General features: G+C 69.8%; 18 protein-coding genes. 8 read left to right on the top strand and 10 right to left on the bottom strand.

Features of this window, described 5'->3' with window-relative positions:
* Nucleotides 1–58: 58 nt before the first annotated feature.
* Nucleotides 59–1,642, bottom strand: coding sequence for a DoxX family protein (locus OG230_RS19755; RefSeq protein ID WP_328905041.1), 1,584 nt, complete (start codon nt 1,640–1,642; stop codon nt 59–61).
* Between the two features lie 162 nt (nt 1,643–1,804).
* On the opposite strand from OG230_RS19755, the gene OG230_RS19750 reads away from it, so the two are divergent.
* Together OG230_RS19750 and OG230_RS19745 are read left to right on the top strand one after the other, a co-directional pair.
* Nucleotides 1,805–3,286, top strand: a complete 1,482-nt coding sequence (locus tag OG230_RS19750; protein ID WP_328905040.1) for a hypothetical protein — start codon at nt 1,805–1,807, stop codon at nt 3,284–3,286.
* Nucleotides 3,287–3,321: 35 nt separating this feature from the next.
* Nucleotides 3,322–3,954 carry an NUDIX hydrolase gene (locus OG230_RS19745; RefSeq protein WP_328905039.1) on the top strand — a complete coding sequence of 211 codons (633 nt, stop codon included), beginning with the start codon at nt 3,322–3,324 and terminating at the stop codon, nt 3,952–3,954.
* 28 nt (nt 3,955–3,982) lie between these two features.
* On the opposite strand, the gene rlmB is transcribed toward OG230_RS19745, so the two are convergent.
* The 5 genes from rlmB to OG230_RS19720 form a co-directional block, all read right to left on the bottom strand.
* Entirely contained in the window at nt 3,983–4,939 is a 957-nt protein-coding gene (gene rlmB / locus OG230_RS19740; RefSeq protein WP_328905038.1) for a 23S rRNA (guanosine(2251)-2'-O)-methyltransferase RlmB, read from the bottom strand.
* A gap of 106 nt (nt 4,940–5,045) precedes the next feature.
* Complete coding sequence (cysS, locus tag OG230_RS19735) at nt 5,046–6,446, bottom strand: cysteine--tRNA ligase (protein ID WP_328905037.1); 1,401 nt, start codon at nt 6,444–6,446, stop codon at nt 5,046–5,048.
* A 588-nt stretch (nt 6,447–7,034) separates the two neighbouring features.
* Nucleotides 7,035–7,550 carry a 2-C-methyl-D-erythritol 2,4-cyclodiphosphate synthase gene (gene ispF, locus OG230_RS19730; RefSeq protein ID WP_328905036.1) on the bottom strand — a complete coding sequence of 172 codons (516 nt, stop codon included), beginning with the start codon at nt 7,548–7,550 and terminating at the stop codon, nt 7,035–7,037.
* Nucleotides 7,540–8,304: a 2-C-methyl-D-erythritol 4-phosphate cytidylyltransferase gene (ispD, locus tag OG230_RS19725; RefSeq protein WP_328905035.1), complete on the bottom strand. Its 765-nt coding sequence runs from the start codon at nt 8,302–8,304 to the stop codon at nt 7,540–7,542. Before ispD ends, ispF begins: the two co-directional genes overlap by 11 nt.
* A gap of 286 nt (nt 8,305–8,590) precedes the next feature.
* A complete protein-coding gene (locus OG230_RS19720) occupies nt 8,591–9,073 on the bottom strand; it encodes a CarD family transcriptional regulator (protein WP_006380568.1) in 483 nt (160 codons plus the stop codon).
* Between the two features lie 592 nt (nt 9,074–9,665).
* Here OG230_RS19720 and OG230_RS19715 point away from each other — a divergent pair.
* Complete coding sequence (locus tag OG230_RS19715) at nt 9,666–10,340, top strand: DUF461 domain-containing protein (RefSeq protein ID WP_328905034.1); 675 nt, start codon at nt 9,666–9,668, stop codon at nt 10,338–10,340.
* A 78-nt stretch (nt 10,341–10,418) separates the two neighbouring features.
* Here OG230_RS19715 and OG230_RS19710 read toward each other — a convergent pair whose 3' ends face one another.
* Together OG230_RS19710 and OG230_RS19705 are read right to left on the bottom strand one after the other, a co-directional pair.
* Nucleotides 10,419–11,099 carry a response regulator transcription factor gene (locus OG230_RS19710; protein WP_014047499.1) on the bottom strand — a complete coding sequence of 227 codons (681 nt, stop codon included), beginning with the start codon at nt 11,097–11,099 and terminating at the stop codon, nt 10,419–10,421.
* Nucleotides 11,096–12,358, bottom strand: a complete 1,263-nt coding sequence (locus OG230_RS19705) for a sensor histidine kinase (RefSeq protein WP_328905033.1) — start codon at nt 12,356–12,358, stop codon at nt 11,096–11,098. Before OG230_RS19705 ends, OG230_RS19710 begins: the two co-directional genes overlap by 4 nt.
* A 199-nt stretch (nt 12,359–12,557) precedes the next feature.
* On the opposite strand from OG230_RS19705, the gene phoU reads away from it, so the two are divergent.
* On the top strand, nt 12,558–13,241 hold the full coding sequence (phoU, locus tag OG230_RS19700; RefSeq protein ID WP_328905032.1) for a phosphate signaling complex protein PhoU: 684 nt from the start codon (nt 12,558–12,560) through the stop codon (nt 13,239–13,241).
* A 147-nt stretch (nt 13,242–13,388) separates the two neighbouring features.
* Complete coding sequence (locus OG230_RS19695; RefSeq protein WP_328905031.1) at nt 13,389–13,538, top strand: hypothetical protein; 150 nt, start codon at nt 13,389–13,391, stop codon at nt 13,536–13,538.
* A gap of 76 nt (nt 13,539–13,614) precedes the next feature.
* Here OG230_RS19695 and OG230_RS19690 read toward each other — a convergent pair whose 3' ends face one another.
* Complete coding sequence (locus OG230_RS19690) at nt 13,615–14,943, bottom strand: MDR family MFS transporter (protein WP_328905030.1); 1,329 nt, start codon at nt 14,941–14,943, stop codon at nt 13,615–13,617.
* A 271-nt stretch (nt 14,944–15,214) separates the two neighbouring features.
* On the opposite strand from OG230_RS19690, the gene OG230_RS19685 reads away from it, so the two are divergent.
* A complete protein-coding gene (locus tag OG230_RS19685; RefSeq protein WP_328905029.1) occupies nt 15,215–15,976 on the top strand; it encodes a phosphoglyceromutase in 762 nt (253 codons plus the stop codon).
* A gap of 562 nt (nt 15,977–16,538) precedes the next feature.
* Nucleotides 16,539–17,021: a DUF6193 family natural product biosynthesis protein gene (locus OG230_RS36415; RefSeq protein WP_443051340.1), complete on the top strand. Its 483-nt coding sequence runs from the start codon at nt 16,539–16,541 to the stop codon at nt 17,019–17,021.
* A 140-nt stretch (nt 17,022–17,161) separates the two neighbouring features.
* Here OG230_RS36415 and OG230_RS19680 read toward each other — a convergent pair whose 3' ends face one another.
* Nucleotides 17,162–17,437 carry a ribosomal protein L7/L12 gene (locus OG230_RS19680; RefSeq protein WP_328905028.1) on the bottom strand — a complete coding sequence of 92 codons (276 nt, stop codon included), beginning with the start codon at nt 17,435–17,437 and terminating at the stop codon, nt 17,162–17,164.
* Between the two features lie 142 nt (nt 17,438–17,579).
* Between OG230_RS19680 and OG230_RS19675 the strand changes: the two genes are divergently transcribed.
* Nucleotides 17,580–18,044 carry a hypothetical protein gene (locus OG230_RS19675; protein WP_328905027.1) on the top strand — a complete coding sequence of 155 codons (465 nt, stop codon included), beginning with the start codon at nt 17,580–17,582 and terminating at the stop codon, nt 18,042–18,044.
* Nucleotides 18,045–18,146: the final 102 nt, after the last annotated feature.

The raw sequence follows: 18,146 nt of genomic DNA, 5'->3' as shown, positions 1-18,146 counted from the left end.
CACCGGATGTCCGGTGACCGCCCCTCCTGTCTGTCCGTCCGTGCCCGCGTCGGCCCTGTCAGCCGAGCAGACCACCGATCGGATTCCGTCCGCCGCCGCCGGTGCTGCCGCCGCCGTCCGTTCCGCCGGTGGAGTCCCCGGTGCCGGTGGAGCCGGAGGACGTCGGTCCCGCGCTGGTCGTCGGAGGCGCCTCCTGCGGGGTGGTCGCCTGCGGGGGCGCCTGCTGCTGGGTGGTGCCCTGCGTCTGGCTGGGCTGCCCCGTACCGGCGGCCTGTCCGGACTCGCGGACCGTGCCCGCACCCGGCGTGGACTGCGCGGCGGAAGGCGTCGTGGAGGCACTGGAACTCGACGGCGCCGGCCGGCGCTCCTCCGGGGTCCGCGACGCCTGGCGCTTGCCGGCGGACTCCTGCGGGAGCGGGGAACCGGGGAGCTGGTTCGTCGGGTAGTCGTGCGGACCCGGGACGGTCACGACCTCGGTGGAGCGGACCGCGCCGCCCAGCAGGGAACCGACCAGCAGGGTCAGGCCCACGACGACCGTGGCGACGACGGTGCCGCGGCGCAGGACCCGCCCGCGCAGGTCCCAGATCGAGGAACGCGGGCCGAGCTTGCGCCACGCCTCTCCGGCGAGACGTCCGTCGACGGAGTAGACCGGCGCGCCCGCGATGATCAGCGGGCTCCAGGCGGCCAGATAGATGATGTCGGGCGCGTCGTACACGGCGACGGTGCGCCAGCTGACCGTGACCAGGAGAGCCGCGGAGAGCAGCGCCCCGACCGAGGCGGCGACACGCTGCCAGAGGCCGAACACGGTCAGGACTCCGACGACGACCTGGAGGAAGGCGACCGTGAGTCCGGCGCCCACGGGGTGGGAGAGGGCGAAGTCGCGGAGCGGTTCGGCGAGGGCCCAGGGGTGCAGCGAGGTCAGCCACTTGACCATGGAGCCCCGGTCGCCGCCGTCGAAGTAGACGGGGTCGCAGAGCTTGCCCATGCCCGCGTAGATGGTGATGAAGCCGAGGAAGACACGCATCGGGAGCAGGACGACCCCGAGGTTCATCCGGCGGCCCGGGTAATAGGCGTGCCGGACGGGGTCGTTGCCGTGCCGCCGCTCCTGGGCGGTCCCGCTGTCGTACTCCTCGTCGAACCCGTCGTCCGGTCCGGTCTCGACCGGGTCGTACGCGCCGACCGCCTGCCGCATCGGAGGCAACAGGGGCCCACCGCCACCGCGTACGGGCTGGTGGGGAGCGACGAGTACGGGGTTGGGCTGCGTCTCCTCGATACGCGGGATGACCTGCGTACCGCCCGCCGCGTGCCCCTCGGAGAGCTCGGCGCCGAGCCCGCCCTCGAGCCGGCCCGCGGTGGAGTTCCGTACGGCCTGAAGCAGTCCGCCCGCTCCGGGATCGCCCGGCTCGGACCTGCCGCTCCAGACGACGGGCGCCCTTCTGCGACGGCCCGCGGCACCGCTCATGGCGGGGATCCGGGCCGCGTCCGCGGCGGCGCCACCGAGCAGCCGTGCACGCTGGCCCGGGGCGAGCTGCACCCGGAAACTGGCGTGGTTGACGATGACCTGCGCGGGGTCGCAGTCCACCTTGGTCATGCTCAGGGCGGGTTGTTCGTCGAACCGAGGCGTTCTGGTGTCCACACTCATCTAACCGAGTGATGTGTGTTTAGGACACTGCCTTGACGCGCCCGAAGTGTCCGAGACCCGTCAAGATCCGGCCAATCTCCGTTCCCTGGGAACCTTTGTTCAATGCCCGTACGTCAACTAGCCCAGGCGGGCTGGCTAGTTATCCACAACGGGCAGGGACGCATGACCGGACAGTTGCTCACCTTCAAGGACCTCACGCGGTACCCGGTGATGGCGCAGGCCCTGGACAACCAGTGGCTGCCCGGAGATCTCACCCTCGCCCGGCAAAGGGTCAGCGCCCCGCCCGGCCGCTCGCCCGACGACGTGGCGGCCTCCGCGGCCGAACTGCGCCGCGCCCTGGTGAACAGCGGCACGCTGGTGGTCAATCGGGCCTACTTCCTCAACAACGAAGCCGTCTCCGCCAACTACCTGCCCGATGCCGAACCGTCCGAACGCCAGGCGTTCATACGGCTGCTGAACGAACAGGCGCTCGTCCCCTTCCTGTACGCGGAACGCGATCCGGCCGCACGGTTCTCCTGGACGTACGACGAGCGGGTCCACCGCGCCTGGGCGCGGCTGCTCGCCGACGAGGCGGAACCGGCACTGGTCCGCTTCGACTGGGACGACGAGGCCAACCGGGAGGCGACGGCGCACGTCAGCCAGTTCTTCTCCAGCCATCTGCCCATGCTCCAGCGGCTCCGCGAGGCCCCGTTGAGCAAACAGCTGGGCATCCCCGTCGCGCAGGTCCGCGCCATGAAGGAGGGAATCCTCACCGACATCGCCGTCTGGGCGGTGCGCCAGGACCTGTACGCGACCATCACCCGCGAGGCCGTGTACCGCGAGTTCCTGACCCGGCCCGGCACGGAGGTACGGGAGGGGCTCCTGCGGGAGGGCAAGCACATCGTGCCCGCCAAGCAGTTGATCGACCTCCTGTACAACCTGGGTGTCCCGAAGGCCAGCCGCATCACGGCACTCACCCCGCCCGGCTCCCCGCCCCGGTCGACGCTCCAGGAACTGCGGGACGACGTCCGCCCGCAGGAGACCAACCCGGAGGCGATCGGCCTGCTGCTGCGGGACCTGTTCGCCGACGCCCTGCACCGCGCGGTGGACGGCCCCAACTCCTACGGATCGCTCTCCCTCGCGGACGTGACACGGCTGCGCACCACGGAGGAGTGGCACGCCTACGTGAACTCCCTGGACTCCTTCGTCCTCGGCAGCTTCCGCGACGGCCGGACGCCCACCCCCGAGGAGTTCCGCGCGGGCACCGCGGACGTCGCCCGGCTGCACCGCGGCATGCTGCGGGCGGCACGCAAGGTGAGCGGCCGCGGGCAGGGCTTCCAGCGGGAGATGAAGGTGGCACTGGTCCTCGAATCCACCGGCATCGCGCTCCAGGTGACCGCGGGCGAAGAGGTCTCGCTGCTGGCCGGATCGCTCCAGATGGCGACGGCCTTCGCCGGAGCGCTCAGCATGCGGCTGGAGTTCTTCGACCGGAGCGGCACCGGAGCCCGCAGCGGACTCGGGCACTCCCTGACATTGCCCTCGCTGCAACTGGGCAGTGTCAAAAGGGACTGGGCGAAGATCCTCAAGGCGTACGGAGGCCGGGTCGAGGAGACGGGCACGCAGCCGCCCAGGCGCCAGGCCGATCAGCAGTCGCCGTACGCGTGAGCGGTGGCGGGTCCCAAGGGGAGCACGACCGACACATGAGCACCGACGAGTACGAGCAGCTGCGCGCGGAGCGCCCCGACCTCTTCCGCAACGAACCCGGCGGCATCGAGATCCTGACCGACCCCGTGGCGGTCTCGGCGGCCGGCGGCGTGCTCTACCAGGACCCGTACGTCCTGCTCGTACGCGACCCCGTGCGCTTCCCGGACGGCTCGGAGGGGACGTACATCCGCTCCCTGAGCCCGACCCCGGAGCAGGGCTGCGTGATCCTGCCGCTGCTCGACGGGGACGTGGTGCTCATCGAGCACTTCCGGCACGCGACGCGTTCGTGGCACTGGGAGGTGCCGCGCGGCGCCGGCACGGCCGGGCTCTCCGCCGAGGAGAACGCGGCGAAGGAGCTCGGGGAGGAGATCGGCGCCGTGCCGGTCGAGGTGATCCCGCTCGGCGAGGTCCATCCCGACACCGGTGCGACGGGTGATCGCGTGGCACTGTTCGCCGCGCGGATCCGCGGGACGGGCCCGCTGGACAGGGCGGAGGGCATCCGCCGGTGCCTCACCGTGCCGTTCGCGGAGGCGGAGGCGATGGTGGGCGACGGCCGGATCACCGACGCGTACACGATCGCCGCGCTGATGCGGGCACGGCTGGCGGGGGTGGCGGGCGGGGCGCCCTGAAGGGCCCCGCCCGGCCGGCCCCGACGACTTACGCCCGGCGGCGCGCCACCTCGTACAGCACGATGCCCGCGGCGACACCGGCGTTCAGCGACTCGGCACCACCCGGCATCGAGATCCGCACCCGGTAGTCACAGGTCTCGCCGACGAGCCGGCCCAGACCCTTGCCCTCGCTACCGATCACGATGACGACCGGACCCGCCAGGGCCTCCAGGTCCTCGACCGTGTGCTCGCCGTCGGCCGCCAGGCCCACGACCGTGATCCCGGCCTTCTGGTAGCCCTCCAGGGCCCGCGTCAGGTTGGTGACACGGGAGACCGGCGTACGGGCCGCCGTACCGGCGGAGGACTTCCAGGCACCGGCCGTCATCCCGGCCGCGCGGCGCTCGGGCACGACCACGCCGTGACCGCCGAACGCGGACACGGAACGGACGATCGCACCGAGGTTGCGCGGGTCGGTCACCCCGTCGAGGGCGACGATCAGCGGGTCCTCGCCGTTGTCGTACGCGGCGTTGGTGAGGTCCTCCGGGTGCGCGTACTCGTACGGCGGGACCTGGAGGACGAGGCCCTGGTGGTTCAGGCCGTTCGTCATCCGGTCGAGCTCGGGACGCGGGGCCTCCATCAGGTTGATGTTGCCGCGCGCACCCGCGAGCTGGAGCGCCTCGCGCACCCGCTCGTCGTTGTCGATGTACTGCTGGACGTAGAGCGTGGTCGCGGGGACACCGTCGCGCAGCGCCTCGAAGACCGGGTTGCGGCCGACGACCATCTCGGACGAGCCCTTGACACCGCCGCGGCGGGGAGCCGGACGGCGGACCGCGGCCTGCTTGGCCTTGGCGGTCGCGATGCGGTTCTTCTTGTGCTTCTTACGGGCTTCGGCGGGCGGCGTCGGTCCCTTGCCTTCGAGACCACGGCGTCGCTGACCACCGCTGCCGACCTGCATGCCCTTCTTGTTGGACGTGCGGCGGTTCCTGCGCTGGCTGTTCCCGGCCATGACCTACCTGTTTCGTTGCTTCAGAAATATGTCTTCAAGTGAAAGTGTGCCGCCCGGAACGCCGGGCGGCACATTTGCGCCGGTCAGACCGGTGCGGAGAGGCTTGCTAGCGCGGCCCGAGCGTCCATCGGGGACCGTTGGGGCTGTCCTCGATGACGAGTCCGGACTGGTTGAGCTGATCGCGGATCGCGTCGGCCGCGGCCCAGTCCTTGCGGGCGCGTGCCGACTGGCGCTGGTCGAGAACGAGACGTACGAGGGTGTCGACGACGCCGTGCAGGTCCTCGCCGCGGTCGCTCTCGCCCGCCCAGTGCGGGTCGAGCGGGTCGAGGCCGAGGACGCCGAGCATGGCGCGCACCTCGGCGAGGCGGGCGACGGCGGCTTCCTTGTCGTCGGCCGCGAGGGCGGAGTTGCCCTGGCGGACCGTGGTGTGGACGATCGCCAGCGCCTGCGGGACGCCCAGGTCGTCGTCCATCGCCTCGGCGAACGCGGGCGGCACCTCGGCGGCGGGCTCGACCGTCTCCCCCGCCTTCTCGGTGACCCGCTGCACGAAGCCCTCGATCCGCGCGAACGCGGACTCCGCCTCGCGCAGGGCCTCCTCGCTGTACTCGATCATCGAGCGGTAGTGCGGGGTGCCGAGGTAGTACCGCAGCACGATGGGGCGCCACGCCTTGACCATCTCGCTGACCAGCACGGAGTTGCCGAGCGACTTCGACATCTTCTCGCCGGACATGGTGACCCAGCCGTTGTGCACCCAGTACTTCGCGAACTCGTCGCCGTACGCCTTGGCCTGGGCGATCTCGTTCTCGTGGTGCGGGAAGATCAGGTCGATGCCGCCGCCGTGGATGTCGAAGGCGGTACCGAGGTACTTGTGCGCCATGGCGGAGCACTCCAGGTGCCAGCCGGGCCGGCCGCGGCCCCACGGGGTCTCCCAGCTCGGCTCGCCGGGCTTCGCCGACTTCCACATGGCGAAGTCGCGCTGGTCCCGCTTGCCGGTCTCGCCCTCGCCGGACGGCTGGCGCAGGTCGTCGAGCTCCTGGTTGGAGAGCTCCAGGTATCCGGGGAACGAGCGCACGTCGAAGTAGACGTTGCCGTCGGCCTCGTAGGCGTGACCGCGCTCGATGAGACCGCGCATCATCTCGACCATCTCGGTGATGTGGCCGGTGGCGCGCGGTTCGTACGTGGGCGGGAGGCAGCCGAGCGCGTCGTAGCCGTTGTTGAACGCGCGCTCGTTCTCGTACCCGATCGACCACCAGGGGCGGCCCTGCTCGGCCGACTTGTTGATGATCTTGTCGTCGATGTCGGTGACGTTCCGGACGAACGTGACGTCGTAGCCGCGGTACTCGAACCAGCGGCGCATGATGTCGAAGTTCAGGCCCGACCGGATGTGCCCGATGTGCGGGGCGGCCTGGACAGTCGCGCCACAGAGGTAGATCGAGACACAGCCCGCTGTGAGCGGAACGAAATCACGGATCTTCCGGGCGCTGGTGTCATGCAGGCGAATAGTCACCCCTCAAGGGTAGTGGGCCCGCACCAGTGCCCGGGTCCTTGCCGGAGGTTCCGTTCGGCGCCCCGGTCCGTGGGCGCCGTTTTGTCCTCAAGCGCCGGACGGGCCGGGTGGTGGTGCCGCGGTCCGTGGTGGCCGGTTCGGGGTGGTCCGGGGCCCCTCCGGAGTGTCTCCTCGGGCAACGAACGTTCGGCGGAGACGTCTCCGTACCCGGGTATCCGTTCGTCACCCTGCGGGGACCCTCCTGCACGGCCCCGGACCGGCCGGAGCGTCGCTGCGGGCCATGCCACCGGGCGAGCCGAGACGGGATCGGTGCCGGAACGCAGCTGCGGGCCGTGCCACCGGGCGAGCGGAGACAGGATCGGTGCCGGCGGGTCGCTGCGGGCCGTGCCACCGGGATGCAGATGACCGCGAGACGCGGGTGGGGCCGTGCAGGAGGGTCCCCGCAGGGGCGGGCGTACGACCCGGGTTCGTTCGCTCCGGACCCGGGTGCCACGCCCGTCCCGAGGAGACACTCCGGAGGGGCCCCACCCAACCCACCACCGCTCAGGCGGACGACCCGGGCACCCGCCCCGACCAAGCCACCACCGCTCAGGCGGACGACCCGGCCACTCGGTACACCAGCGCCGTCGCGATGCCCGCGATTCCCTCGCCCCGGCCCGTGAAGCCCAGACCGTCGGACGTGGCGGCGGACAGCGACACCGGCGCGCCGACCGCGGCCGTCAGAACCTTCTGCGCCTCGTCGCGGCGCTTGCCGATCTTCGGCCGTACGCCGACGACCTGCACGGCCACGTTGCCGATCTCGTACCCCGAGGACCGCACGATCCGCGCCGCCTCGGTGAGCAGCGTGACGCCGGAGGCGCCCGACCACTCGGGGCGCCCCGTACCGAAGTGCTGGCCCAGGTCGCCGAGACCGGCGGCCGAGAACAGTGCGTTGCAGGCGGCGTGCGCGACCACGTCCGCGTCGGAGTGGCCGGCCAGCCCCGGACCCTCGCCCTCCCACAACAGCCCCGCGCACCACAGCTCGCGGCCCTCTTCGAACGCGTGGATGTCGGTCCCGATCCCGACGAGCGGAATCACGGGAGCCGTCTGCCGGTCAGAAACCATCGTTCGCCCTCCGGCGTGCGAGAACCGCCTCGGCCAGCAGCAGGTCGAGCGGCCGGGTCACCTTGAACGCCTCTTCGTGCCCGGGTACGACGACGACCGGCGCCCCGAGCTGTTCCACCATGCCCGCGTCGTCGGTGGCTCCCTCGCCGCCGACGACCACGGTCGCGTGCGCGCGGACCAGCGTGTCGCGGTCGAAACCCTGCGGGGTCTGCACGGCGCGCAGCCTGGCGCGTACGGGTGTGGCGAGCACCGGCTCGGGGTCCCCCGGCTTCCCCGGCTCGACCTCCTTGACGGTGTCGGCGAGCGGCAGCGCGGGTACGACGGCGGGCGCCCCGTCCCGTACGGCCTCGACCACCGCGTCCACGGTGTCCACCGGCACGAGCGGGCGGGCCGCGTCGTGGACGAGCACGACGGCGATGTCGTCGGGCAGCGCGTCGAGGCCGAGCTTCACCGACTCCTGTCGGGTCTCGCCCCCGGGCACGACCAGATAGTCGGTGCGCTCGGGCAGGGCGTGTTCGTCGAGGAGGTTCTTCACCTCGGGCGCGCCGTCCGGCGGTGCGACCACGACGACCAGGCTGACGGCACGGGAGGCGGCCATGGCCCGGACCGCGTGGATCAGGATCGGGGTCCCGCTGAGGGCCCGGAGCGCCTTGGGCGCACCCGGCCCGAGACGTACGCCCCGGCCGGCCGCGGGGATCACCGCAGCGGTGCGGGGAGGGCGCGATTCGTCAGGCGTCGGTGACATCGGTGACATCGGTTGCACTCCGAAGCTTCGGCAGGTTTGTTTCCACGGCCGACATGGGTATGGCCACAGCGAGCCGGGCGGGACGCTTGACTTGACCGGGACCCTTCCGTGACACCTGGTCGAACAAGCCTCACCGGCCGCTCATTGCGCGCGCATGGCTGAATAGTGCTGTGGAGAACGGCTGAATTAAGACATCGCATTTGGAGCCGAACATGCCGCAGCGCCCGGCGACACACCGTGAATACGGCTGGTCATCGGGCACCGCGGCACATTCATACGACCGGTGCGATCCGGTTCAGGACGCGAGGACCTCGTCGAGCAGAGCCTCGGCCTTGTCCTCGTTCGTGTTCTCCGCAAGAGCCAGCTCGCTCACCAGAATCTGGCGGGCCTTGGCGAGCATGCGCTTTTCGCCTGCGGAGAGACCGCGCTCGCGCTCACGACGCCACAGGTCGCGAACCACTTCCGCGACCTTGATGACATCGCCGGAGGCGAGCTTCTCGAGATTTGCCTTGTAACGCCGGGACCAGTTCGTCGGCTCTTCGGCGTACGGTGCGCGCAGCACCTCGAAGACCCGGTCCAGGCCCTCTTGCCCGACCACGTCGCGCACTCCGACGAACTCCGCGTTGTCCGCCGGTACACGAACCGTCAAGTCACCCTGGGCGACCTTGAGCACCAAGTAGGTCTTGTCCACGCCTTTGATCTGGCGAGTCTCAATAGCCTCGATCAGCGCGGCCCCGTGATGGGGATAGACCACGGTGTCGCCAACCTTGAACGTCATGTGACAGGTACCCCTTCCGTGGCTATCCAGAGTAACACGAGAACAGCTTCTCCTGAATGGCGTTTTCGCAGGTCAGGGCATATCTCGGGGCTTGACAACAGCAACACGAACGTGCTGCGGAAGGCTTCCGGAAGGCGGTATTCGCAGGTCGGAGCGGCTGTGCGGCCGAGGTGAAACGCGGGCGTTACACCCGCGGGATCCCGCTCCGAAGGTGTCGAACGTCCCGTTTTGCCGGATTCCAGATGATGAACTTTCCGTACTCCGTTCGGAGATCGATCACCCGTACGGACGTAAGCGGTCGATGGTCAATGAAATTGATCAACGGTCGGCAACCGCGTGGATTATGTGCACGGAATGCGCCACGTCCCGGAATTGATCACCGGGGTTATGCGAACGGAGGGTGAATCGGCGCGCACGCGGTCCGCCGGTCATGCCCGGGCGCCGTAGGGGGCGGGTCGGGTGCGGAGCGGGGACGGTGGCTCGGTAACCTGAGCGCGCTGACACACACTTAGGGCGGCTTTACGCCGGTCGCCCCTCCTGTCCGCAGAGTCCGACCGTCCGCAGTCCGAACGTTCAAGGAGTTGCCGCCGCCGTGAGCCGCAGCCTTCGACACGGCGCCCTCGCCGCCACTGCCATCGTGTTCTCGATCGCCTCGATGTCCGCGTGCAGCGCGGGCAACGACGCACAGACGCTCCAGGTCAGGCCGGACAACGCAGCCACTGCCGTCGACAACATCAAGATCCAGAACGCGAACGTCATCACTCAGCCCGAGCACGGCGCCAAGGGTCCGGCAGTCGTCACCGCCACGCTGTTCAACAACGGCACCAAGGGTGAGGTCCTGGAGGCCATCACGCTGCCCGGCAGCAACACCCCGGTGACGCTGCACGCCGCAAAGGGCAAGGGCCCGGTCGTCGTCCCGGCCGGCGGCTCCGTCCTGCTCGGCGGCAAGGGCAACGCCGCAGCCGTGATCGAGGACGGCCACGAGGCCGCCCGCAACGGCGACGTCCAGACGGTCGTCTTCAAGTTCAGCGAGACCGGCGACATCGAGCTGGGTGCCTCCGTCGTCCCGGCCACGACCTTCTTCAAGGGCTTCGGCCCGAGCGCGCTGCCCGTGCTCCCGAAGCCGACGGCCTCGCAGGCGCCCTCCGGGACCGCCTCCCCGAGCGCCACCGGGACGCCCGGCGCGACCGGCTCGCCGACGGAGCCGGCGACCGGCTCGGCCTCCCCGGAGGCCGGGGCGACCGCCTCCCAGAGCGCGGGTCACTGACCCCTCGCCCGTCCATGCGGAAGGGGCGCCTCCCCGCCGGGAGGCGCCCCTTTCGTATCGGCTCGTTCACCCGCCGGTTTACGGCTCGAACTTGTAGCCCAGCCCGCGGACCGTCACCAGGTAGCGCGGGGCCCCCGGGTCCGGCTCGATCTTGGCGCGCAGACGCTTCACGTGGACGTCCAGGGTCTTGGTGTCACCGACGTAGTCCGCGCCCCAGACCCGGTCGATGAGCTGCATGCGGGTCAGGACGCGGCCCGCGTTGCGCAGCAGCATCTCCAGCAGGTCGAACTCCTTGAGCGGGAGGTCGACCTTGCCGCCGGAGACGGTGACGACGTGACGGTCCACGTCCATCCGTACCGGACCCGCCTCCAGGGCGGCCGGAGTGACCTCCTCCGGCTCTCCGCGGCGGCGCAGGACCGCGCGGATGCGGGCGACCAGCTCCCGCGAGGAGAAGGGCTTGGTCACGTAGTCGTCGGCTCCTATTTCCAGCCCGACGACCTTGTCGATCTCGCTGTCCTTGGCGGTGACCATGATCACCGGGACGTTGGACCGTACGCGGAGCTGGCGGCAGACCTCGGTGCCGGGCAGGCCCGGCAGCATCAGGTCCAGCAGGACGAGGTCGGCGCCGTTGCGCTCGAACTCGTCGAGTCCATCGGGGCCGGTCGCCGCGATGGCGACCTCGAAGCCTTCCTTGCGGAGCATGTAGGACAGGGCGTCGCTGAAGGATTCCTCATCCTCGACGACAAGCACTCGGGTCACGGAAGAGCCTCCGGGGCAGGGAATGGTTCAAAGGAGTCGGTCTCGAACGGTGCCTCGTCGTCGCCGTTGACGATAAGCGGTCCGCCGGTGGTGCGTTCCCGTACGACACCCGATTCGGGCAGTCGCAGGGTGAAGGTGGAGCCCTGACCCTCGGAGCTCCAGACCGTGACCTCCCCGCCGTGCGAGGCGGCCACGTGTTTGACGATGGCGAGGCCGAGACCGGTGCCACCGGTGGCCCGCGACCGGGCCGGGTCGACGCGGTAGAACCGCTCGAAGACCCGCTCGCGGTCCTTCTCGGAGATGCCGATGCCCTGGTCGGTCACGGCGATCTCGATCAGATCCCCGCCGGGTGCCACGATGCGGCGGGCGGCGATACCGACGCGTGTGCGGGCGGGGCTGTAGTTGACGGCGTTCTCGACGAGATTGCCGAGAGCCGCGGCGAGCTGCCCGCGGTTCCCCCAGATGAAGAGGTCCGCGGTGCCGCCCGAGGCCATGGTGATCTGCTTCGATCCGGCCTGCTGCCGGCAGCGGTCGATGGCCTCGGCGACCAGTTCGTCCACCCGGACCGGTTCGGCGTCCTCCAGCGGGTCGTCGTTCTGCACCCGGGAGAGGTCGATCAGTTCCTGTACGAGATTGGTGAGCCGGGTCGCCTCGATCTGCATCCGTCCGGCGAACCGCTCCACGGCCTCCGGATCGTCCGAAGCGTCCATGACGGCCTCGGAGAGCAGGGAGAGCGCACCGGTCGGGGTTTTGAGCTCATGGCTGACGTTGGCGACGAAGTCACGTCGTACCGCCTCTATCCGGCGGGCTTCCGTGAGGTCCTCGACCAGCAGCAGCACCAGGCGGGAGCCCAGCGGGGCGACCCGGGCCGAGACGGCGAGCGCCTCGCCCCGGCCCGTACCGCGCCGTGGGAGGTCCAGCTCGACCTGGCGTATCTCTCCGTCCCTGCGGGTGTCCCTGGCCATGTGGAGCATGGCGTCGACCGACAGTCGGCCGCCCCGGACCAGGCCCAGCGCATACGCGGCGGAACTGGCCTTGACGACGCTGTCGCTCTCGTCGAGCACGACGGCGGAGGAGCTGAGTACGGAGAGGACGGTGTCCACTCCGGGGGGCAGTGCTGCGTTGCTGTCGGGCCGCAGTGACGTACGCGTGGGTCTGTTCTGTTCGCGCTCGCTCCAGCGGAACGCCAGCATGGCGATCACACCGGTCAACAACCCGGCGATCGCGGCAGCTGCGGCGACCGCCGCGTTCACGTCCATGCATCCAGGTTATGCGGGGTCGCCGACTCTCTCCCAGCCATACGAGTGCCATCTCGAACACTCGTCGCCCAGAGTTCACCGAGGGGCAAGTATCGGTTCACTTCGGCGGTCGGATCCCGACGCGTTCCCCCCTCACCGTGGGAGCGTGGGGGTCGGCTCAAGCGACCCCGGCCTCAGTCAGTACCGGAGAGGGACTTCCATGCGCGACGCTTACCACGAGGAACTCGACTCGATCGGCGAGGGCCTGGTCGAGATGGCCAGGCTCGTCGGCTCGGCGATCGGTCGGGCCACGACGTCCATGCTCGACGCCGACCTGAAGCTCGCGGAGAGTGTCATCGCCGCGGACCAGAAGGTCGACGACCTCCAGCACGACCTGGAGGCACGTGCCATCGCACTCCTCGCGCGCCAGCAGCCCGTGGCGACCGATCTGCGGATCGTCGTCACGTCCCTGCGGATGAGCGCCGACCTGGAGCGCTCCGGCGACCTCGCCCAGCACGTCGCCAAGCTGGCCCGGCTGCGCTTCCCGCAGTCGGCGGTGCCGCACGACCTGCACGCCACCATCCTGGAGATGGGGCAGCTGGCGCAGCGCCTGATGGCGAAGGCCGCCGAGGTCATCATCACGAAGGACGTCGACCTGGCGCTCCAGCTGGAGCAGGACGACGACGAGATGGACCTGCTGCACCGCACGCTGTTCCAGCACCTCATGGACGACCGCTGGAAGCACGGCATCGAGACCGCCGTCGACGTGACCCTGCTCGGCCGTTACTACGAGCGCTTCGCCGACCACGCGGTGTCGGTGGCCAAGCGCGTCGTCTACCTCGTGACGGGCGAGCACGCCGACGACATCCAGGCGGCTTCCCCGAGCCCGGTGGAGGGCGCGTAGTCCCCGCACCCTGCCGGGTGCGCGGGTCGCACACGTGTACTGCACGTGTGCGCCGTTGATGCGCCTACCGGAGTGGGCATCCAATGGGTGGGGGCGGCACACCATGTCCGTACGCCCTCGTGAGCGTGTACGCCCTGAGGAGGAAGCATGGCCGATTCCCCCGTCAACGAACCCCAGCCGGAGACACCGACCGAAGTGGTGCACCTGTCCGTGCTCGGCGCCTGCGGTTGCGGGTCGGGCTGCGGGTGCGGCTGCCAGTCGGGCGGCCCGTGCCAGTGCGGCGGCTGCACCGGCTGACGGACATGTGCGGTGGTGCCCCGCGACAGAGCTTGCCGTCGCGGGGCACCACCGTGCTGCTCTCACCGGCTCCTTTTCAGCAGACGGCCTTCCCGGCCTCCGCACCCTCGGCCTTCACCGTCACCTGCACCCCCGCGGCGGCCGACTGGGGAGCCCCGCTCTCCACGATCGTCGCCTCCGCCGCCTCGTCCCCCTGCGGCAGATTGCGCGTCAGCAGCCAGTACCCCGCCGCCGCGACCGTGCCCAGTACGGCGCAGGCGCCCCAGAGCCACTCGGCGCCGTAACGGTCGATCACGAACCCGGACATCAGCGGGGCGACGAGGGCCGCCGCCGACCAGGACATCGTGTACATGCCCTGGTAACGCCCCCGCCCCTGGGCGGGTGAGAGCTGGACGACCAGACCCGTCTGGGTCGGCGCGTTGATGATCTCGGCCAGGGTCCACACGCAGACCGTCACCGCGTACACAGCGATCGATCCGGCGAACGCGGTCAGCCCGAACCCGTACCCCGCGAGCAGCGAGGAGATGACGAGCAGCTTGCGCGGGTCGCGGTACTGGATGAAGCGGGTGACCGGGATCTGGAGCGCCACGATCAGCACACCGTTGACGGCGATCGCGGTACCGAAGTCCGACGCGGAGAAGCCGTCCGCACCCATGGCGACCGGCAGGCCGACGTACCCCTGCTGGAAGATGAGGGCGATCACGAACGACAGCCCGACGACGCTCATGAACCGTCCGTCGCGCAGCACGGTGGAGAGCCGGACGTCGTCCGCCGCGCTCTCCTTCGAGCCGGGGGCGGCGGGCGCCTTCACCGGCCGCGACTCCGGAACCTTCATGAAGACGAGGACGGCGCAGACGAGCGTCATCGCGGCCTCGCCCATGAAGCCGGCGAGATAGCTGTACTCGGCGATGAACCCGGCCCCGGCGGACGAGACCGCGAAACCGAGGTTGATGGCCCAGTAGTTCAGGGAGAACGCCCGCACCCGGTCCTTCGCCGGCACGATGTCGGCCATCATCGCCTGCACCGCGGGCCGCGAGGCGTTGCTCGCCATGCCGACGAGGAACGCGACCCCGGCGATGGCCACCGGGTGGACCATGAACCCGAGCAGCGCCACGGACAGCGCGGTCGACACCTGCGCGATCAGCATGGTGGGCCGCCGCCCCAGCCGGTCCGTCATCACTCCGGCGCCGAGCGAGGAGACGACACCACCCAGCCCGTGGAGGGCGGCGACGAGCCCGGCGTACGAGGCCGAGTAGCCGCGGTCCAGGGTCAGATAGAGCGCCATGAAGGTCGCGACGAACGCCCCGAGGCGGTTGACGAGCGTGCTCGTCCACAGCCACCAGAACTCCCTGGGGAGACCGGAGACCGTCTCGCGTGCGGCCGTTCTGAGACCGTCGACAGACATGCGGATTCCCCCCGGGGACGTACGGAACGGATGGGGACCGTAAGTGGTCCGATAGCAATCCGAATATTACGAAGCCGGGTTTTACGTCCGCCACTGGATTGACGCCCCCCGTCAATCCAAGCCCGCCGACCACCCCGGCCCGCCCCCGATCCGCATCGGATCCACCCGCGATCCGACCCCCGCCCCGCCCCCGCCTCGGCCCCTGTCCGGCCCCTGTCCGCCCAGTGGCCGGGCGCGCGCCGGGCGCACGGGTTCGATTACGCTCGGGCTCATGGCCGACGCACCGTACAAGCTGATCCTCCTCCGCCACGGCGAGAGCGAATGGAACGCGAAGAACCTGTTCACCGGATGGGTGGACGTAGACCTCACCGACAAGGGCGAGAAGGAGGCGGTCCGCGGCGGTGAGCTGCTCAAGGACGCCGGCCTGCTCCCCGACGTCGTGCACACCTCCCTCCAGAAGCGCGCGATCCGCACCGCCCAGCTCGGGCTGGAAGCGGCGGACCGCCACTGGATCCCGGTCCACCGCTCCTGGCGTCTGAACGAGCGCCACTACGGCGCCCTCCAGGGCAAGGACAAGGCCCAGACGCTCGCCGAGTTCGGCGAGGAGCAGTTCATGCTCTGGCGCCGCTCGTACGACACCCCGCCGCCGGCCCTCGAGGACGGCACGGAGTTCTCGCAGTCCGACGACGCGCGCTACGCGACGATCCCGAGCGAGCTGCGCCCGCGCACCGAGTGCCTCAAGGACGTCGTCGAGCGCATGCTGCCGTACTGGTACGACGGCATCGTCCCCGACCTCCTCGACGGCAAGACCGTCCTGGTCGCCGCCCACGGCAACAGCCTCCGCGGCCTGGTCAAGCACCTGGACGGCATCTCCGACGACGCCATCTCGGGCCTCAACATCCCGACCGGCATCCCGCTCGTCTACGAACTGGACGCCGACTTCCACCCGCTGAACCCGGGCGGCACGTACCTGGACCCGGACGCGGCGCAGGCGGCGATCGAGGCAGTGAAGAACCAGGGCAAGAAGAAGTAGGAATAGCGAGCATGCCCCTGACCTGCACTTACAGGGCGGGTCAGGGGCTGTTGTTCGTTCTGGGCCCACCCTGGGCCCTCAGTGCGGAGGTTCGTCCGGCCGCAGAGCCTTGCCGAGGGCCTTCCTCGCACGGTCACGACTGCTGGGCATGAGGTGGGCGTACACCTTCAGTCGGTGCCACGAGGGGCAGCGTTCCGCCACCATCGATCCTGAACACGATGGACCCACGCCAGATGATGCGATGGCCCATGGGGCACTGCGGTATCGCCGTCGCTGACCGATCCGGCTTGAACTACGGATCAGAAGGTTGCCGTGCCCCTCCGGTGCCCGATCGAGCGGGAACCGACGGGAACCCCGGTGATTGACGGACAGCGCCCAAGAGAGCGACCCCCGACCGATTCACCTGGTCGGGCGCCGTTCATCTGCGGTGGGTGTGGGAGGTGACCCCACGGTGACATCGCTGCCACGACGGTTCTCGAGATCGCCCAAGGGTTTGCCCGCTCACTGAGACTTCACCGCCCGCGCGGTACCGTGCCGCACGGACTTCGGAGGGGCTCAGACCATGGAACCAGAGCGTCAATCCCACGACTTGGCCGAGGCGGCGTGGGACCGTTGGGCACGTTCCGCAGCGGATTGGGACAACCGGTCCCGAGCCTCCTCGACGACCTGGGTGCCGCCCATCATGGAAGCCCTCGTCGACGCGGCGCGGAACAGCGCGCTCGGCCGCTTCTATCCCTTCACCAGCCACGCCAGCCTGTGTTTCCGCACTTGCCCACAGCACCGGCAGGGAGAGGACGACGCCCTTCCTGTGATGATCGCCCTTCGCCCTGGAGGCCGATACCTGGTGGTTCACAAACAGGCCCCGACCGAGACACTGCTTGAAACGACCAGCGCTGAAGAGGCCGTGGCGAGGGCAGTCCAGGCGCTCCAGGAGTACGGTCAGCCACAAGGGCCAGATCGAAGCTCGGGCCGTCCGGGGGCCGTCCGAGCAACGACCAACCATGACAGCCCGACCGCAGGTCAGTTGAGGCATGCACCCCGCTGACCAGGGCCGGAAAGCGGGCCCGCCAGACCCAGGGCCAGAAGAAGTAGGCAGAGCTGAACAAGCCCCCCCGCCTCCGGGTTTTCCGCGTGATTGGGGGGCTTGTCGCTGCGCTGGGCCGTCAGCCGGTCGATCGCTTCGTCTCAGGACCTGAGGAAGTCCGGCTCCGGCTGTTCCCTCACCTGTGCCAGTGCACCCGCAGCCCGCAGGGCCGTGACAGCCGCCTCAGCGTCTGCCTGATATACGCCGTCGAGGATCAGAGCGGGTACCTGCGTAGCCAGGACCTTGCTCCGCCAGAGACTCAGCCCGGTCAGCCTGCGCACGACCTGCGCGACATCAAGCACGCGGATGCCGGGGTCGGTGAGCACGACGTCGTGGGGCACGTCGTCGCACACCAGCAGGAAGTACGCGTCTTCCATGGCAGTCCCCCTCGTCCCTTGCCTCCGGCCCGAACTGGACTTCCAGAGACACCAGTTAGGACATAGTCGGGGCATGTCGACCAGCTCTCCTCTCTCCCTCCCGATTCCTTTACCCGGGCCTCCTCCTGTAGCGCCCCGCAGGGTGGTTCTGATCAAGAACCCGCGCACACTCGCCCGCCGGCTCATGCGCAACACCGGGGATGGGCCGTTACCCCTTCTGGCACTGCGCGTTCAGAAGCGAGCCCGAGAGGAGGTCCGGGAGTTCCTCAGCGAAGGCGGATTCCATGAGCATCGCCTCTATGTCCTGGAGGTCGCAGGCAGCCACCCGCACATCAAGATCGGCTACAGCTCCAATCCGTGGGTTCGACTGACCCAGCACATCGGGGAGATGAACCGCTGGTACCACACGCTGATCAGGGTCCATGTCTCCGAGCCCCTGAGTGACCAGCACAGTGGCAGGCGGGCCGAGGACCGGGCGCACGGCTTCATGCGCAGGCTCTACCCTGCGGCAGCGCCGAGTTCCCGCGAGACCTTTAGGGGAACGGACTTCAAAGCCGGCGCGGCCTGCGTGGACGTCGCTGTCTCCCTGACGAACTATCCCGCCTGAGCCAAGGGCACGGTGGGCCGGGCCTGCGATCGGCACCTATGGGTGGTCCACGCCAACAAGCCCCCACCGGCGTCTCCCAGGCCGGTAGGGGGCTTGCCTCGC

Source organism: Streptomyces sp. NBC_00234 (assembly GCF_036195325.1).
Taxonomy (GTDB): domain Bacteria; phylum Actinomycetota; class Actinomycetes; order Streptomycetales; family Streptomycetaceae; genus Streptomyces.
This window is presented reverse-complemented; position numbering and strand designations above follow the sequence as displayed.

Bases quoted from the DNA above. Each gene is read 5' to 3' on its own strand.
- OG230_RS19755 (WP_328905041.1), bottom strand. From the start codon at position 1,642: ATGAGTGTGGACACCAGAACGCCTCGGTTCGACGAACAACCCGCCCTG.
- OG230_RS19750 (WP_328905040.1), top strand. From the start codon at position 1,805: ATGACCGGACAGTTGCTCACCTTCAAGGACCTCACGCGGTACCCGGTG.
- OG230_RS19745 (WP_328905039.1), top strand. From the start codon at position 3,322: ATGAGCACCGACGAGTACGAGCAGCTGCGCGCGGAGCGCCCCGACCTC.
- rlmB (WP_328905038.1), bottom strand. From the start codon at position 4,939: ATGGCCGGGAACAGCCAGCGCAGGAACCGCCGCACGTCCAACAAGAAG.
- ispF (WP_328905036.1), bottom strand. From the start codon at position 7,550: ATGGTTTCTGACCGGCAGACGGCTCCCGTGATTCCGCTCGTCGGGATC.
- ispD (WP_328905035.1), bottom strand. From the start codon at position 8,304: ATGTCACCGATGTCACCGACGCCTGACGAATCGCGCCCTCCCCGCACC.
- OG230_RS19720 (WP_006380568.1), bottom strand. From the start codon at position 9,073: ATGACGTTCAAGGTTGGCGACACCGTGGTCTATCCCCATCACGGGGCC.
- OG230_RS19705 (WP_328905033.1), bottom strand. From the start codon at position 12,358: ATGGACGTGAACGCGGCGGTCGCCGCAGCTGCCGCGATCGCCGGGTTG.
- phoU (WP_328905032.1), top strand. From the start codon at position 12,558: ATGCGCGACGCTTACCACGAGGAACTCGACTCGATCGGCGAGGGCCTG.
- OG230_RS19695 (WP_328905031.1), top strand. From the start codon at position 13,389: ATGGCCGATTCCCCCGTCAACGAACCCCAGCCGGAGACACCGACCGAA.
- OG230_RS19690 (WP_328905030.1), bottom strand. From the start codon at position 14,943: ATGTCTGTCGACGGTCTCAGAACGGCCGCACGCGAGACGGTCTCCGGT.
- OG230_RS19685 (WP_328905029.1), top strand. From the start codon at position 15,215: ATGGCCGACGCACCGTACAAGCTGATCCTCCTCCGCCACGGCGAGAGC.
- OG230_RS36415 (WP_443051340.1), top strand. From the start codon at position 16,539: ATGGAACCAGAGCGTCAATCCCACGACTTGGCCGAGGCGGCGTGGGAC.
- OG230_RS19680 (WP_328905028.1), bottom strand. From the start codon at position 17,437: ATGGAAGACGCGTACTTCCTGCTGGTGTGCGACGACGTGCCCCACGAC.